The organism is Cytobacillus sp. FSL W8-0315, assembly GCF_038002905.1.
In the GTDB taxonomy this organism is placed as follows: domain Bacteria; phylum Bacillota; class Bacilli; order Bacillales; family Cytobacillaceae; genus Cytobacillus; species Cytobacillus pseudoceanisediminis.
In genome coordinates, this window is the sequence record NZ_JBBOOC010000004.1 from 36,068 (window position 1) to 50,853 (window position 14,786).

General features: G+C 42.0%; 16 protein-coding genes. 5 read left to right on the forward strand and 11 right to left on the reverse strand.

Annotated features, from left to right (window positions below):
* The first annotated feature begins 13 nt into the window (after nucleotides 1–13).
* Nucleotides 14–874, forward strand: coding sequence for a UTP--glucose-1-phosphate uridylyltransferase GalU (gene galU, locus MKY20_RS27760; RefSeq protein WP_071158022.1), 861 nt, complete (start codon nucleotides 14–16; stop codon nucleotides 872–874).
* Here galU and galE read toward each other — a convergent pair.
* From galE to MKY20_RS27790, 6 genes are all read right to left on the reverse strand, one after another.
* On the reverse strand, nucleotides 869–1,861 hold the full coding sequence (galE, locus tag MKY20_RS27765; protein ID WP_251263895.1) for a UDP-glucose 4-epimerase GalE: 993 nt from the start codon (nucleotides 1,859–1,861) through the stop codon (nucleotides 869–871). The genes galU and galE overlap by 6 nt on opposite strands.
* A gap of 589 nt (nucleotides 1,862–2,450) precedes the next feature.
* On the reverse strand, nucleotides 2,451–4,313 hold the full coding sequence (locus tag MKY20_RS27770) for an ABC transporter permease (RefSeq protein ID WP_341004441.1): 1,863 nt from the start codon (nucleotides 4,311–4,313) through the stop codon (nucleotides 2,451–2,453).
* Nucleotides 4,288–5,052, reverse strand: a complete 765-nt coding sequence (locus tag MKY20_RS27775) for an ABC transporter ATP-binding protein (RefSeq protein ID WP_009335144.1) — start codon at nucleotides 5,050–5,052, stop codon at nucleotides 4,288–4,290. Before MKY20_RS27775 ends, MKY20_RS27770 begins: the two co-directional genes overlap by 26 nt.
* Nucleotides 5,053–5,139: 87 nt before the next feature.
* Complete coding sequence (locus tag MKY20_RS27780) at nucleotides 5,140–6,141, reverse strand: sensor histidine kinase (protein WP_071158088.1); 1,002 nt, start codon at nucleotides 6,139–6,141, stop codon at nucleotides 5,140–5,142.
* A gap of 14 nt (nucleotides 6,142–6,155) precedes the next feature.
* Nucleotides 6,156–6,845 carry a response regulator transcription factor gene (locus tag MKY20_RS27785; protein WP_009335146.1) on the reverse strand — a complete coding sequence of 230 codons (690 nt, stop codon included), beginning with the start codon at nucleotides 6,843–6,845 and terminating at the stop codon, nucleotides 6,156–6,158.
* Between the two features lie 74 nt (nucleotides 6,846–6,919).
* The gene (locus MKY20_RS27790) at nucleotides 6,920–7,387 is read right to left on the reverse strand and encodes a hypothetical protein (protein WP_071158027.1); all 468 of its coding nucleotides are present in this window, start codon (nucleotides 7,385–7,387) and stop codon (nucleotides 6,920–6,922) included.
* Nucleotides 7,388–7,576: 189 nt separating this feature from the next.
* Here MKY20_RS27790 and MKY20_RS27795 point away from each other — a divergent pair, with 189 nt between their 5' ends.
* The 4 genes from MKY20_RS27795 to MKY20_RS27810 all read left to right on the forward strand — a co-directional run bounded on the left by MKY20_RS27795 (nucleotide 7,577) and on the right by MKY20_RS27810 (nucleotide 11,502).
* Nucleotides 7,577–7,735: an aspartyl-phosphate phosphatase Spo0E family protein gene (locus MKY20_RS27795; RefSeq protein ID WP_019379400.1), complete on the forward strand. Its 159-nt coding sequence runs from the start codon at nucleotides 7,577–7,579 to the stop codon at nucleotides 7,733–7,735.
* A 123-nt stretch (nucleotides 7,736–7,858) separates the two neighbouring features.
* Nucleotides 7,859–8,311: a hypothetical protein gene (locus MKY20_RS27800; RefSeq protein ID WP_019379401.1), complete on the forward strand. Its 453-nt coding sequence runs from the start codon at nucleotides 7,859–7,861 to the stop codon at nucleotides 8,309–8,311.
* A 492-nt stretch (nucleotides 8,312–8,803) separates the two neighbouring features.
* Entirely contained in the window at nucleotides 8,804–9,550 is a 747-nt protein-coding gene (locus MKY20_RS27805; RefSeq protein WP_341004442.1) for an ABC transporter ATP-binding protein, read from the forward strand.
* Nucleotides 9,547–11,502 carry an ABC transporter permease gene (locus tag MKY20_RS27810; RefSeq protein WP_019379403.1) on the forward strand — a complete coding sequence of 652 codons (1,956 nt, stop codon included), beginning with the start codon at nucleotides 9,547–9,549 and terminating at the stop codon, nucleotides 11,500–11,502. The genes MKY20_RS27805 and MKY20_RS27810 overlap by 4 nt, the downstream gene beginning before the upstream one ends.
* 6 nt (nucleotides 11,503–11,508) lie before the next feature.
* On the opposite strand, the gene MKY20_RS27815 is transcribed toward MKY20_RS27810, so the two are convergent.
* From MKY20_RS27815 to MKY20_RS27835, 5 genes are all read right to left on the reverse strand, one after another.
* Nucleotides 11,509–12,504 carry a sensor histidine kinase gene (locus tag MKY20_RS27815; protein WP_009335151.1) on the reverse strand — a complete coding sequence of 332 codons (996 nt, stop codon included), beginning with the start codon at nucleotides 12,502–12,504 and terminating at the stop codon, nucleotides 11,509–11,511.
* Complete coding sequence (locus MKY20_RS27820; RefSeq protein WP_009335152.1) at nucleotides 12,501–13,175, reverse strand: response regulator transcription factor; 675 nt, start codon at nucleotides 13,173–13,175, stop codon at nucleotides 12,501–12,503. Before MKY20_RS27820 ends, MKY20_RS27815 begins: the two co-directional genes overlap by 4 nt.
* A 122-nt stretch (nucleotides 13,176–13,297) precedes the next feature.
* Complete coding sequence (locus tag MKY20_RS27825; RefSeq protein WP_341004443.1) at nucleotides 13,298–13,816, reverse strand: hypothetical protein; 519 nt, start codon at nucleotides 13,814–13,816, stop codon at nucleotides 13,298–13,300.
* A 24-nt stretch (nucleotides 13,817–13,840) separates the two neighbouring features.
* Nucleotides 13,841–14,182 carry a hypothetical protein gene (locus MKY20_RS27830; RefSeq protein ID WP_019379405.1) on the reverse strand — a complete coding sequence of 114 codons (342 nt, stop codon included), beginning with the start codon at nucleotides 14,180–14,182 and terminating at the stop codon, nucleotides 13,841–13,843.
* A gap of 106 nt (nucleotides 14,183–14,288) precedes the next feature.
* A complete protein-coding gene (locus MKY20_RS27835) occupies nucleotides 14,289–14,774 on the reverse strand; it encodes a nitroreductase family protein (RefSeq protein ID WP_009335155.1) in 486 nt (161 codons plus the stop codon).
* Nucleotides 14,775–14,786 lie beyond the last annotated feature (12 nt).

Sequence of the window (14,786 nt, forward strand, 5' to 3'; positions counted from 1 at the left end):
AAGGGGGATTTTTATGATTAAAAAAGCGGTCATTCCCGCCGCAGGCCTCGGAACCCGTTTCCTGCCTGCCACAAAGGCACAGCCAAAGGAAATGCTCCCTATTGTCGATAAGCCCGCCATTCAATATATTGTGGAGGAAGCTATTGCTTCAGGAATTGAGGATATTATCATCATAACGGGGAGAAACAAACGGGCCATTGAAGACCATTTTGATAAATCGGTTGAAATGGAGCTGCTCCTACAGAAAAGCGGAAAGCTTGAAATGCTTGAGCAAGTGCGCCAAATAACCAATCTGGCTGATATCCATTATGTCAGGCAAAAGGAGCCGCTCGGATTGGGGCATGCCATTTTATGCGCGAGAAAGTTCATTGGCAGGGAGCCGTTTGCCGTCCTCCTTGGCGATGATATTATTGATGGGGAACCTCCTGCCATGCTGCAAATGATTGAGCAGTATAACCAAACGGGGGCAAGCATCCTCGGATGCAGTGAGGTCCCCCTGTCTGAAGTCAATAAGTATGGAATTGTCGGCTATTCAGAACAGAGGGGCCCATTATATAAAGTGGATAGCCTCGTTGAAAAACCTCCTGCTGAAAAGGCACCTTCTGCGCATGCCATAATTGGCCGGTATATCTTAACACCCGCAATCTTTGACATGCTTGAAAACGGAAGCCCGGACAGCAAAGGCGAGCTGCAGCTGACAGATGCCCTCGATGCTTTGCTTCGCCGGGAAAGAATTTATTCGTATCTAATCCAGGGAAAGCGTTATGATATTGGAGATAAATTCGGCTTTCTTAAAGCTTCGATTGATTATGCCCTGCAAAGACCTGAACTGAAGGAAAAGCTTTCACTATACTTAAGGCAAGCTCGCTTATGATTTGGGATATCCGTCAGGGTGGGACCTGTGCCAGCTCCAGGCATCCTCGACGATCTGGCGGATACTTGTTTTTTTCGGCTGCCAGTTCAGCAGTGACCTTGCTTTTTCTGATGAAGCAACCAGTTCTGCCGGGTCTCCAGACCGGCGGGGAGCAATCGTCACTTTAAAGCATCTGTTTGTTACCTCTGCAGCGGTTTCAATCACTTCTTTTACAGAGATCCCTTTGCTGCCTCCAAGATTAAAGACATTGCTTTCCCCTCCAGCTTCCAGGTAGCGGAGTGCCAGCAGATGGGCTTCAGCCAAATCCTCTACATGAATATAGTCCCTTATGCAGGTACCATCCTTTGTTGGATAGTCATCTCCAAAAATGGAGACAGATTCTCTTTTTCCAAGTGCCGCCTGCAGGATAATCGGGATCAGGTGGGTCTCGTTCTGATGGTCTTCGCCAATTCCCCCTGAAGCTTTTGCCCCTGCAGCATTAAAATAACGGAGCGACACGAACCTTGCCCCTGATGCCTGCGCCCACCAATGGAGCATTCGTTCAATGGCAAGCTTCGTCTCGCCATACGGGCTTGCCGGTTTGAGGGGCGCGTCTTCCTGTATAGGCTGGCTTTTTGCCTCACCATATACGGCTGCAGTTGACGAAAACACGAGCTGTTTCACCTTATGCGTGTCCAAAGCCTTTAGAAGGTTAAGAGAACCAAGTACATTATTATCATAGTAATGTAACGGATTTTTCATCGATTCCCCTACCAGGGATGAGGCCGCAAAATGAAAGACTGCCTCTATTCGCTCGCCTGAAAGGACACTATTCAGAAAATCCTGCGATCTGATATCCCCCTCATAGAAAGCTGCCTTTGGATGGACCGCCTGCCTGTGGCCCGCAGCCAAATGATCAACTACCACTGTTTCATACCCTTTTCGAATGAGAAGATCTACTATATGTGAACCAATATAACCTGCTCCTCCTGTAACCAAGATTGCCATTCCATCACTCCTGCATAGATTTACTTTCCCTTTTCTATATGCAGGTGTGAGGTTGAGTATGATAAAACTGCGGAGTCCCTCCTTCCCCGAATGAGTATCAGGTTCGGCTCTTCTGTTCGGATTCTCCTTCTCCTGTCCGAAGTGGGTCTAGGTTCGGACTGCACCGCGCGGGTTTCTCCTTCTCTTATCCGAAGTTGCATCAGGTTCAGACTGCTCCGACCGGCTTTCCTCTTCTCCTGTCCGAAGTTGCTCTAGGTTCGGACTGCTCTGAACGGGTTTCCTCTTCTCCTGTCCGAAGTTGCATCAGGTTCGGACTGCTCTGAACGGATTTCTCCTTCTCCTGTCCGAAGTTGCATCAGGTTCGGACTGCTCTGAACGGGTTTCCTCTCCTCCTGTCCGAAGTTGCTCTAGGTTCGGACTGCTCTGACCGGATTTCTCCTTTTCTTGTCCGAAGTTACATCAGGTTCGAACTACACTGACCGGGTTTTCTCTTCTCCTGTCCGAATCAGCACCAGGTTTATTCAACTCCCCTCTCCCCTGTCATTAAAAAAGGGCCAGATTCATCTGGCCCCCACAATTCTAATTAAATTTAAATCGATGCCTTTATCTGCTTCGTATAGAAAAAGCGCACTATAAAGAAGTAAACAACCTGGATGGCCAGGAAAACACTCAGAACAGCAACTGATTCCTTAAACAGGTTAAAGTAGAACAGGTTCGATAACGCTGTCAGGGCTACAGCACCATGGATAAGAGCGACGAGGATCGGTGCGAAAAACAGAATCATGGTCTGTCTGTTTAAAACCTTTTTCAGCTCTTTCTCGGTTAACCCCATCTTGGAAATCGATCTGAATTTTTGTTTATCTTCATCCAGGTCCATGTAGAGCCTGAAGTACAGGAAGCTGCCGGCTGATACAAAAAAGACAATCCCGATAAACAGACCGACAAATAAAATGGGCCCGTAGCCTTTCATAATCTCATATATTTCGTAGTCTACTGATGTAATTTCATATCTTGGCAGTTCCTTGTACAGCTTTTCAGAGGCAGCCATTACCCTTTCCTCTCCATCAGTTGCCTGCCAGGCGTAATAGCTTTCCTGAAACTCTGGTTCAGGAAGCTTTTGATAGTCTTCAGCTGACACGATAAAATAGGAATCTGTTGCCGGCAGTGCTTTCGAATGAATGACTTCCTTTGGCTTTAAAACAGTGCCGGACTTCAGTGTAATCGTTTCATTCAGGAGTTCCTTCGTTTGCCCGAAGTTGGTCCCTTCAAACTCAACTGTCATTACTTGCCCGTCTTTTAAGTCAATCGGATCTTCGTCAATGAGCGCGGCAAAGCGGTTAAAATCGGATTGACCCGCAATCAGAATGGAATCCTCGCCAACTTCAAAGTAGCGTAAAATAGTATGCTCCGAATCCGCTTCAATCTTTTCTTCCTTTAACGTTTGATTGATAAACTCAACATTCTTCACTTCATTTTCTTCAGAAGTTTTATAGGAAAACGTTGTGGAATTGACATTTTTTATGTTTGAGGTCAGCACGGTTTGAAAACCGAATAAAGAACCAATTGCACTGAACGCAACTGTTGAAACCATCGCAACCATGAAGAAGGTTCGCGCATTATCCTTCATGCGAAAGGCCAGATCTGAAAACAGCAGCATATTGGTCTTAAACCAAAAAACACGTTCATTCTTCTTTAATCTTCTAATAATATAAACACTTAATTGCGTAAATAACAGGTAGGTGCCAATGCAGACAACGATGATCACCGGCACCATTGCCGCTACAACGACTAACCCTTTTGCGATTAGTGCAACAGCATACCCCGCACCTAATAATAGGACAGCCAGCATCGTTAAGAAAAGATTTGCTTTTGGCTCACCCTTTGACATTTTATTTCCCTTTATTAATTCAATCAGCTTTTTGCTGCGCAGTACATACGTCACAAATAAGGAGATAAAGAAAAATAAAATAATAAAAGAAATGAAGGTGATCAGGATGGCCTTCACTGGAAAATAAAAAGACAGTGCCCGCTCAATAATCAGCACATTTTCAGCCAGCAGCAAAATCGCCTTTGCAAATACAACACCGAGGAGGATTCCGCTTAGGGTTGCCAGAAAGCCAATCAGCATATTTTCCAAAAACACCATGAGACGAATCTGTTTCATGGACATGCCCTGCATCATTAATAACCCAAACTCTTTTTTCCGGGACTGCAGAAAAGAACTCATAGAATATAAAACAAAAAAGAACGAAAACACATAGATAATGCCTGCTGCTGCATTCATTCCCTTCGTTACAGTTGAGTTCATGCCATCCCCGCTTAATGCTGGATGATTCGCAAAAATCGAGAAGGTAAAGAAGACCATAACTGTAAATAAACTGCTGAGGAAGTAGGCTGCATATAAGCGTTTGTTCCGTATGACGTTATTAAACGCGAACTGACGAAAGGTCATGTGCATCCCCTCCAAGCAAAGAAAGTGTATCGATGATCTTCTGGAAAAAGGCCTGGCGGTTATCACCGCGGTGAATCTCCGAATAGAATTTTCCGTCGCGGATAAAAATGACCCTGTTGCAATAGCTCGCGGCCTGCGCATCATGTGTGACGAGCATCATGGTTGTCTTCTCAGTCTTATTAATCGACTCAAGCATTTCCATTACATCTTTGGAAGACTTGGAATCCAAATTCCCTGTAGGTTCATCCGCCAGCAGCAGCTTCGGCGTATGAATCATCGCTCTAGCCACAGCGGCTCTTTGCGCCTGTCCGCCTGATATTTCATACGTCCGCTTTTTCATAATGCCTGTAATTCCCAGTTTTTCAGCGATTTCGTATGCCTTGTCTTTCATTTCCTTCACTTTTTTCCCGTCCAATGTTAGCGGCAGGACTATATTTTCTTCAACCGTCAAGGTATGAAGAAGGTTGAAGTCCTGGAAGACAAATCCTAATTCACGGCGGCGGAATTGGGCCAATGCCTCTTTTTTTAAGACATGGGGATTTCTTTCATTGATCAGGATTTCCCCTGTTGTCGGTTCATCAATGGTGGCAATCATGTTCAGCAGTGTCGTTTTTCCGCTTCCCGAAGGACCCATGATTCCGACGAACTCACCTTCATCAATGGTTAAGTTAATATCTGTTAACGCACGATAGGCGATCTTTCCTTCATAAATCTTGCTTACTTGCTTCACTTTTAGCATCACAAGTTCTCCTTTCACATTCAGTTGACTTGTGATCAGTATATCTACTATACCCATTTCAAAAAATCGATTTCTCTTTCACTTACCTTACAAGGCTGTAAGGTTCTGTGTTTTTCCAAAGATCAGCCGGAAAAGAGACCCTTCCCCCATCTTGGATTCCAGCTCAATGCGATGGCCAAGATGATCGGCTGCCTCCTTCGTCAAGTACAGCCCCATACCTGTGGATTCTCTGAATTTCCGTCCATTTTCACCCGTATAAAAGGGTTCAAACACACGGCGCTTGTCTGCTTCCGGGATCCCGGCGCCAAAGTCCTTCACTTCTAAAACAGCTTCTCCGTTTTTTTCAAAAATGGAAATATCAATTCGATTGCTCTTCCCTCTGGAATACTTGACCGCATTATTGATCAGCTGAGAAAGCATAAAGAAAAGCCATTTCTCATCTGTCTCCACGATCATGTCCTGCTTCTCCTGCAGGAGATTTGGATACACCCCGTTCCGGATATAAAGCCGTTTGTTTTCTCCATTCACTTCATGAATGATTTGGGATAAGTGTACAGGTTTGATATGAAAATCCTGTTCGATCGTCCGGAGTCTCGCCATATAGAGGATGGTGTTCAAGCCCGTTTTCATCCGGTCCGTCTCTTCTCGAATACTGGAGGAATCAGGTTCATCCAAGTTTTGCGCAATCAGTTCAATGACAGAAAGCGGGGTTTTCATCTGGTGGACCCATTGATCCATAAACTTAAGATGCTCCTCCTGCCTGGATTCCAGCTCTTTAATTCTCGTCTGGTAATGTCTGTACTGTTCCTTCAGCAGATGATCCAGCGCCTGTGAAATCGGTGAGTTCTCTGTTGTTTGAAAGGAATCGTCAAGGGAAGCAACTTCCTCCGTCAGCCTCTTATAAAACTTGCGGCGGCTAAAATAGTGGTATGTCAGATAGGCCGTGAGAAAGAATAACCCGAGAAAGATGCCATAGAGGGCTGGCAATAGATGACGATAGCCATCCAGCCAGTAAATGGCCAGAATTATAAAAAATTGAACGACCTGTACAGCGATTAGTAACGCATGCTCTTTAAGGAATAATTTCATGTTTCTCCAGCCTTTCACCAGGTTACGATCAAACGGTAGCCTGCGCCTCTCACTGTTTCGACCGCTCCTGAAAGCCCGATTGCCTCAAATTTTTTTCTTACCCTCGCCATATTCACATTCAGCGTATTTTCATCCACATAGACCTGTTCATCCCACAGCTTTTCCAGCAAGTCTTCACGACCGGCCACACGCGGGTACCGCTCCAGTAAATTCTCAATAATATCAGCTTCTTTTTTGGACAGCGGAACGGTTTTATCACGGAAACACAATTCCAGCCTTTCCGGAAACAGCTTCAATCCCTCTGCCTCGAGAACTCGTTCCTGGGCCTGCGTGGCATATTCCCCGTAAGCCCGCCGAAGCTGGCTGCGGATTTTCGCCATCACAATTTCCGGATGGAACGGCTTGGTGATGAAGTCATCGCCGCCATTCTCAAGCGCCATCACCTGGTCCATCTCCCCTACCCGTGCGGAAATGAAGATAACCGGACAAATCGACTCCTTCCGGATTTGCCTGCACCAGTAATAGCCGTCAAAGCTCGGGAGATTAATATCCAGGAGCACAAGATCCGGTTTATGCTTATGAAATTCCCCCATCACATTATCGAACTGTTTCGCAGCCGCAGCTTCATAGCCATATTTCACTAAGTGTGACTGCAGGTGCTCCGCGATTTTCGGATCATCCTCAATAATGAATACTTTCTGCATCCTCTCACTCCTTTGTCTTAGAAAATTATGCCATAAGGAGAATAGGAAAAAAAGTGCTGCCTCAGCAGCCCTTTTTAGACACAAGCTTTCTTTTCTAATGCACTAATCCATTTGTAATACCCTATTAGTATCGTTAATAAAATCGGATTAACAATGGCAGAATGCCATATACTCCACCATCCATAATGAAAGAAACCAAATGGATGAGGCAGCATGGCAGCAGCTTCATAGCTCAGGAAAAAGATTTCCCAAATAATAAAGTAACGTATCTTTTTCATGAAAGAACCCGTAAAAGGATACCAATTGATAAACATCAAATTTACTGGCGGGACTAAGATTGTGTAAGCAGGAAATGCTACCCAATCTATCTCTTGTGTAAAGTACCAGTATCCTTTGTATTTCAAATCGATAAAAATATCAAATAATAATTGGAATGCAATAGTAAAAATCCAAATATGGACAATTTTATTGGCTGATATCCCCTTAATGGTCTTATATATAATAAAATTAAACAGAACAACTGAGGTAATTTGTAAGATCATTTTCCACTCCGGAAAGTTTTTTAGATATTATTTGCATTTATTGGGAATTTAATCCTTCTAAATCACTCTCTGACCTTTTATTCATAATTTTTTTGTCAGTTAGAGACTAGTTTTGTCGAAATGATTCAATGTTTTTCCTTTGTTTGCAATAATAGTTCCTGGACTTTTTTTATTTAAAGGAGTAAATCAATGTGTCATTTTTGCAGTGAACTTAGAAAAAAGATTCAACTTTTTAGAAAAACACTTATTGAAACTGGAATAAAGAAAGGATTAGAGCATCCTGAGACTATAAAAAACAGTCAGATATTGGATCAACTTATCTTTAGGTTCCAGTCCAAATGTAAATAGGACTCATTATCGTAAAAGATATACCTTTAATAGAAGCTCACTTCACCGCCAAATAAGCAGATAAAATTCTAAAAGAGGGCAAGATAGATAAGACATAAATATATAAAAACCCGGAGAATCTGTATGGTCTATATCTATACAATTACAACACTTGCTATCAACTCCATATTGCTGTTCATTATTCCGTTAAAATTAACCCGGCAGGAGCTTTACACAACCTGGCTGGCTGTCACTGTAAATGTGCTTCTTGCAGATTTAATTTTTGGCCACGTTTTAGACCTATACGACTTAATGGATTCAGGCCCCCAGCCATTTGATTTGTTTATTGAAATCACCTTGCCAGCAACATTTGGAATCCTATATGTAAACTTCATGCCTAAACCCAGGAAGAAATTTTTGCTTTACCTTTTGTTTTGGGTCGGTTTTTCTGTATGTTACGAAGTCCTCTCCAGTTACTTTGGCTACGTAGTTTATAAGGGCTGGCATGTATGGTGGTCAGCCCTCTATTATATTGGTGCCTGCCTTTATATGCGCTGGCATTTTCGTTTTATGAGGAAAGAAAAAAAGCCACTATAAACAAGGAGTGGTACACAGTCAAAGTTACGCAGAGAAACAGTATCTCAAAAAAATGCATATAAAGATCAATGCAAAAACAAGCAGTACACACTAATGTGAACCGCTTGTTTTTCTTCATTTTAGGCTGTTTCGCAAGATGTGTTACATTTTGTATATTATATGCTGAGTTGATTGTAGCGAAAGGTACGAGATCCTCGAAATGCTATCGCATACTCCTCGTGCGGTGTTTTTCCGAGGAAGCTTATTCAATGTCCTGCGGGAGTAGCGGGGACAAGTGAGACCCCGCGGAAAGCGGGCAGCCTAGAGGAAATCAACGGACAACATTGATAGGCGCAAAATACCATTATGTAAGCAAAGAGCCTTATTTTATATTGGACACGTTTATGCCGATTCTTCCCCCAACATGACAAAATTGTCACTTTAGATCCTGTTACATCGATGGTTCGCGGGAAAAATAGCCGATATAGTATGGTAGTGAAGGAGGTCGAAACCATGACTAAAATGATACAAACCAAAAACTTATCGAAATCTTATGGAAAAACACAGGTCTTAAAAAATATTGATTTGACTGTTGAACGAGGGGAATTCACTGCCATTATGGGTCCCTCCGGCTCTGGAAAAACGACGTTAATGAATACCCTATCAACCATTGATGCCTTTAGCGGGGGGAATGTTTGGATTGAGGGAAATTCCCTTTTAGATATGAAAAAGAAAGCCCTGCGGGAGTTCCGCCAAAAAAGAATGGGATTTATTTTTCAAGACTATAACTTACTGGATACCTTAACGGTGAAGGAGAAAATCCTCCTCCCGCTCTCGCTGCAAAAAACACCTGTTGCAGAAATGGAAAAGCGATTAGCGAAATTGATTGATGCCTTAAATATTGAATCAATTTTACATCAATATCCTTCTGAAATTTCCGGCGGACAGAAACAGCGCACGGCTGCCGCGCGGGCGATTATTACCAGCCCCGCAATTGTATTTGCTGATGAACCAACGGGTGCACTCGATTCCCGATCTGCTACTCAGCTGCTGGAACAAATTCAATTGCTCAATGAAACCTTCAAGACAACCGTTCTGATGATTACGCATGATCCGTATGCAGCCAGCTACTGTCAGCGCGTAGTTTTTCTCCGTGACGGAAAAATCGTCAATGAGATGTTTAAAGGCGAGCAGACGGAAAAGGAATTCTTTGACCGCATCCTGACGATCCAAAGTGCTATAGGAAGTGACTGGCGATGAACTTAGTAGATTTATCATGGAGGAACATGAAGCGGAACTTCCGGCTGTATACCATTTATTTCATTTCCATGTTTGTCGGGGTTGTCATTTACTTTACTTTTTCTGGTCTAATGTTTAACAAAGATGTAGTCGCAGCCATTCAAAATAAAGAAAACTACAAAATGGTCATTTCCCTTGCTTCGGTAATTGTCTTTTTGTTTATAGTATTTTTTATTTTGTACGCGAACTCCTTTTTCATGAAGCAGCGAAAAAAAGAATTCGGCATGTATTTACTTTACGGAATGAAGGAAAGACAAGTTGCTGCAATGGTCTTCTTTGAAACATTATTCTTGAGCGCCATTTCGGTCTTCAGCGGTATATTAATCGGTGGCTTGCTATCGAAATTTTTCGGTGCGGTATTAATGAACTTAATGCGCTACAATGAGGACATTTCTTTTGCTTTTCCACTGGAAGCCATTGTATCAACAGTTCTGTTATTCGCCTTATTAATCATCATTATTACAATTCAAAGTTATTTTAACGTCCGGCGTGTCCAGTTAGTGGAATTGTTTCATGCAAAGGAAAAAAGGGATAAACCGTTTACATTTTCTTTTGGCCTGGCGTTATTGTCCATTATATTGATTGCCGGGTCTTACTATATGATTACCATAGGAGATACGGACATCTGGAAAGATCATTTTAAAGAAACATTAGCAGCTGTAACAGTGGCTCTGATTGCCGGGACGTATTTATTTTTCCGCCAGTTTTCCGGCTGGATGTTACAAAAGCTGAGTCAAAGGAAAAACTATTTTATTGGCAGTAAGATGTTATGGATCTCCTCTCTCCGTTTTTCTATTCGAGGAAATACAGTCAATTTTACATTCAATTCACTGATTAGTGCGATTGTCATCTTTACAGTCGGATTTATTGCTGTAGATTACGCTGTGAAAGGCGAGGTTGTGAAAAAAGAATTTCCAAATCATATTGCCTTTTCGACCCAGGATGATGCAACTCAAAGACAAATTGAACAGCTGATGAATGACTCACATCCAATCATTGATCATGAAACCATTACAGGGATTCAAACAGAAAAAATCCAGAATAGAAACGCATTTTTTAGCCATCCCGAATATTACACCGAAGAGTTTTACCTTTTTCCGGAGTCCCAATTAAATGCAATTGTTGATTTGCGCAAAGCTGGTGAAAAAGCAGATTTAGAAGGTGAAGAGGCAATTGTATTAACAAGAGGAATTGATGAACCGGAAAAATATAAAAGTTCTCAGCCTGAAATGACCGTTTTGGAAGACAATACATTTCGTGTAGTCGAAAAAATACGATACCCGCTGTTAAGCATCCCAACGAGCCCTGGCGGAAATACCCAGCCCCAGCCTTCTGTACTCATTATTTCAAACGAAGCTTTTGAGAACTTAAGAGAACATCACACCCTTTCTTCATTTGAAATTTATCAAATCGAAGATCCTAAAACATCCAATGATGTATCACGGGAAATATACGGCCTCGTTATGAAAACAGAAGGAGCCTATTATTCGGCCTATATTGATATGTATTCCCTTGATACGGAGTCTTCTTCTTTAATCTTGTTCTCCGTTGCCTTTTTTGCCGTTATTGCATTGTTTGCATTAGGGAGTGTCATTTACTTTAAACAGCTGCGAGAAGCTACAGAAGAGCGGGAGCACTACGCCATTTTACGAAAAATCGGTGTGGACGACAAAGAAATGAAAAAGATTATCCGAAAACAATTGCTGTTCGTATTTTTGCCGCCGCTCCTGCTGGGGTTGCTGCACAGCTGGTTCCTTTTATATTACACAGTCATCCTGGTGATAAAAGATTTGCCTTCTTTAACGGCGATTATTTTTTCAGTCATGGGACTATATGTGTTAACGTATCTAATCTTTTACATTTCATCCGTATCTATTTACTACAAAATTGTCAGCGAAAAAAACACACGATGAGTTACATTACTCATCGTGTGTTTTTTGCATTATCAAAAACGGATCGCTATCGAGCGGGAAGTGAACGATAAATTGGGTGTACTCTCTCACATTCGACGTACAGCTAATGTAATGCCCTAACTTGTTGCTTAACTGCTGGGCTAAATATAATCCCATTCCGGTCGACTTCGAATACAATCGCCCCGTTTCTCCGGTAAAACCGCGATTAAATACCCTCGGAAGATCTTTCTGGCTGATGCCAATCCCATTATCCCGAATCAAGAGCTGTTTTTCTTGTGGGGTTTCCGATATGGAAATGGTGATCTCTCCGCCAGGTTCTGTATATTTCAAACTGTTTGTCAGAAGCTGATTGACGATGAACTGGAGCCATTTAGGATCACTTTGAACCTCCAGCATATCTGCCTGAATGTGGATGCGGATATTTTTTGAAATAAAGGTTTTGGAGTGAGACTTTACAATATCCTTAAGAATCTTGATAATATCACATTTCTGGATATCGTAATCCTGATTAAAGCTGTCTAGTTTAGCGTAATAGAGTGCTTGATCAACATAATTCTCAATTTTTGTGATTTCTTCTCTTAAACTGCCTGCGTCCATATCGGTTTGCTGCAGCAGGCGAAGAACAGCAATCGGTGTTTTTATTTCATGGAACCAGGAGACGATAAAATCGTAATGTTCCTTCTGCCTGTCCTGAATCCGATTCATTTCACGTATATGTTCACGCTTCAGCTCATCGATGTGGGTTTTAGCGAACTCTCCTTCCAGAGACAGGCTGTCATAATCCGCCCTTTCCAATTGCCTAATCACGCGCAGGTTTTGCTGGTACCGATATAATAAAAACCCGATCAATACAATCGAAGATAAGGCGAAGGCATAAAGGAATGTCCCCCATGCCAGGCTGCCATTGATATCAGTAAAAAAGATCGCTGCTGAAATCAGGAAACTGATCAGATAGAGGACTATATAAGGTTTTTCATAGGATAGAAAACTAAGGAAGTTCATTCAATTAAATACCCTAACCCTTTCCGAGTGACAATGAAGTCCTCTAGTCCAATTGCTGCAATTTTCCTGCGCATCCGATTCACATTCACGGTAAGTGTATTATCATCGACAAACTGTTCCTCATTCCATAGTGCCTGCATTAAGTCATCCCTCGAGACAATTTTCCCGATATTCCGCATCATCAATTGCAAAAGGATGAATTCATTCCGGCTTAGCTCATTGCTTTGTCCATTAAATTCAATCGTTGAATTGGTCACATTTAATTTCAGGCCGCGATGGATAAAACGGATATTCTCATCTTCCTGATAAGTATACTTCCTGCGGATGAGCGCACTGATCTTCGCGAGAAGGATATCCAAATCAAAGGGCTTCTGGATAAAATCATCCCCGCCCATATTAATGGCCATTATTATATCCATATTTTGATTTCTGGAGGAAAGGAAAATGATCGGCACTTTTGAAACAGAGCGTATTTGCTGGCACCAGTAGTATCCATCAAAAACGGGAAGATTGATATCTAATAAAATGAGGTGTGGACTTGTCTGCTCAAATTCCGTCAGCACCTGGTCAAATTGGGTTACCTCCACCACATCATATTGCCATTTTTTTAGCGTATCAGCGACAATCCGTCTTATTTTAAGATCGTCTTCTATCATCATGATTCTATACATAAATATCCCTCTTTACTGGAATAATGGTCACGTCATTCATTCTGGCACAATTTTTTTAAGTCTTAGGCTAGGGCAGTCTCTATTATTCCACAAGCAGTATATTTGAAATGATCTTTTTTCCATTAGTGATTAAACTCATCAATGGTCTTAAAAATTCTCGAATACACATCATGAATAGATTCATCAGTCATTTCGTCATTATACAACCCATACCCCCAACTATGAAATGAATCATTTTCTTTGGATTTAAGAACTCCCACAGCATAGCTTTTACCGGCTTCCCATTTCCATGAATCATTATATTCTGGGTCTTTAACAGTAAACGGGATATAACTGCTGGCTGATATAAAAAAGAATGGAATGGATGAATCTGAATATGTATCTGCATATTTGGCTTCAGCTGCTTTAGGAAGATTTTCTTCCGTCATTATAACTGCATCATAAGAGCTCAATTCCTCATTTGTAAGTTCATCAAAAGAAATTTCATGAAACTTCACTTGTTCTTCATTTTCTTCTGGCGGTTCTCCAACTACCGCAATCCTTAATGCCCTTCCATCATACGGCTCGAAGTCAGGGGTTTGAGTACAAGCTGTTAGTAACATGGGTAGAATTAGCAATATATAAGAAATCTCTCTCGTCATTCTTGTCATACTCATCACCTCTGCCTAGATACTATAAACAATTGTGCCAATTATCCCAACAATCATTAAGGCCAGGCCCTTTATAACCTTCCTCTGTCTGAAAGCAGCCATACATCCTGAAACAAAGCCGATGAACACTAAGCCTGCACCTATATGCTGAATGATTTTGATTTCTGAAATGCTGCCGGTAATAAAGACTTGAAAACCAATGCAGCCGCCTACAAAAATCAGGAGAAATGAAGGGTTTTTCAACTCGTCTCTAGCATCCTGCTGTTCTTCTTTTTCCATTTTTTTATAAGTTTTTATAAAAAGGAAAATCGGAATCGCCCATATTAAAATGATTATAATAGCCTGAAAGATCATCATATGAACCCCTCCGGTAAGATATAAATCTATTACTTCAAAATCATACCATATTCTAACAAAAACAAAAAAGAGCACCATCCATTGGATAGGCGCCCTATAAAAATACTTATGATAAATGCCTTATTTTCCTTTCAATCGGTGTACGCTCCTTCGCTTCAGGTACCTCCTCAGGAAAGCCTACTCCTAAAATACCAACTACATCATAATCATCCGGGACATTTAAAGCAGTTCTTGCTGCAGCTGAAACCCCCAGGGAAGACCAGAATGTCCCCACTCCTGATTCCCACGCCATCAGCATGAAGTTCTGAATAAAGCAGGATACTGCAGCCATATTCTCAGTTCGTTCCAGGTCGGTTGCTCCATGCCTGGACAGGATGGCCAGCACGACTGGCGCCTGGCAAAAATCGGTTTTGTGATTCAGCTTTGCCCTTGTTTCCGGACCAACAAATAATATCTCCCATGGCTCCGTCATTTTATGGTTGGGTGCCATGCTCGCAGCCTCTAGCCAGGAGGTGATTAAACTATGCTCCACTTTATCAGATTTGAACTTTTTTATGTTGCGGCGAGTCGTGATTATTTTCTGTATATCCACTGTTAATTTCCC

What these genes read in the sequence shown, in the direction of transcription:
- galU (WP_071158022.1), top strand. Translation starts at nt 14, where the DNA reads ATGATTAAAAAAGCGGTCATTCCCGCCGCAGGCCTCGGAACCCGTTTC.
- MKY20_RS27820 (WP_009335152.1), bottom strand. Translation starts at nt 13,175, where the DNA reads ATGTATAGAATCATGATGATAGAAGACGATCTTAAAATAAGACGGATT.
- MKY20_RS27830 (WP_019379405.1), bottom strand. Translation starts at nt 14,182, where the DNA reads ATGATGATCTTTCAGGCTATTATAATCATTTTAATATGGGCGATTCCG.
- MKY20_RS27795 (WP_019379400.1), top strand. Translation starts at nt 7,577, where the DNA reads ATGTGTCATTTTTGCAGTGAACTTAGAAAAAAGATTCAACTTTTTAGA.
- MKY20_RS27775 (WP_009335144.1), bottom strand. Translation starts at nt 5,052, where the DNA reads ATGCTAAAAGTGAAGCAAGTAAGCAAGATTTATGAAGGAAAGATCGCC.
- galE (WP_251263895.1), bottom strand. Translation starts at nt 1,861, where the DNA reads ATGGCAATCTTGGTTACAGGAGGAGCAGGTTATATTGGTTCACATATA.
- MKY20_RS27770 (WP_341004441.1), bottom strand. Translation starts at nt 4,313, where the DNA reads ATGACCTTTCGTCAGTTCGCGTTTAATAACGTCATACGGAACAAACGC.
- MKY20_RS27825 (WP_341004443.1), bottom strand. Translation starts at nt 13,816, where the DNA reads ATGACGAGAGAGATTTCTTATATATTGCTAATTCTACCCATGTTACTA.
- MKY20_RS27785 (WP_009335146.1), bottom strand. Translation starts at nt 6,845, where the DNA reads ATGCAGAAAGTATTCATTATTGAGGATGATCCGAAAATCGCGGAGCAC.
- MKY20_RS27790 (WP_071158027.1), bottom strand. Translation starts at nt 7,387, where the DNA reads ATGATCTTACAAATTACCTCAGTTGTTCTGTTTAATTTTATTATATAT.
- MKY20_RS27800 (WP_019379401.1), top strand. Translation starts at nt 7,859, where the DNA reads ATGGTCTATATCTATACAATTACAACACTTGCTATCAACTCCATATTG.
- MKY20_RS27815 (WP_009335151.1), bottom strand. Translation starts at nt 12,504, where the DNA reads ATGAACTTCCTTAGTTTTCTATCCTATGAAAAACCTTATATAGTCCTC.
- MKY20_RS27805 (WP_341004442.1), top strand. Translation starts at nt 8,804, where the DNA reads ATGACTAAAATGATACAAACCAAAAACTTATCGAAATCTTATGGAAAA.
- MKY20_RS27780 (WP_071158088.1), bottom strand. Translation starts at nt 6,141, where the DNA reads ATGAAATTATTCCTTAAAGAGCATGCGTTACTAATCGCTGTACAGGTC.
- MKY20_RS27810 (WP_019379403.1), top strand. Translation starts at nt 9,547, where the DNA reads ATGAACTTAGTAGATTTATCATGGAGGAACATGAAGCGGAACTTCCGG.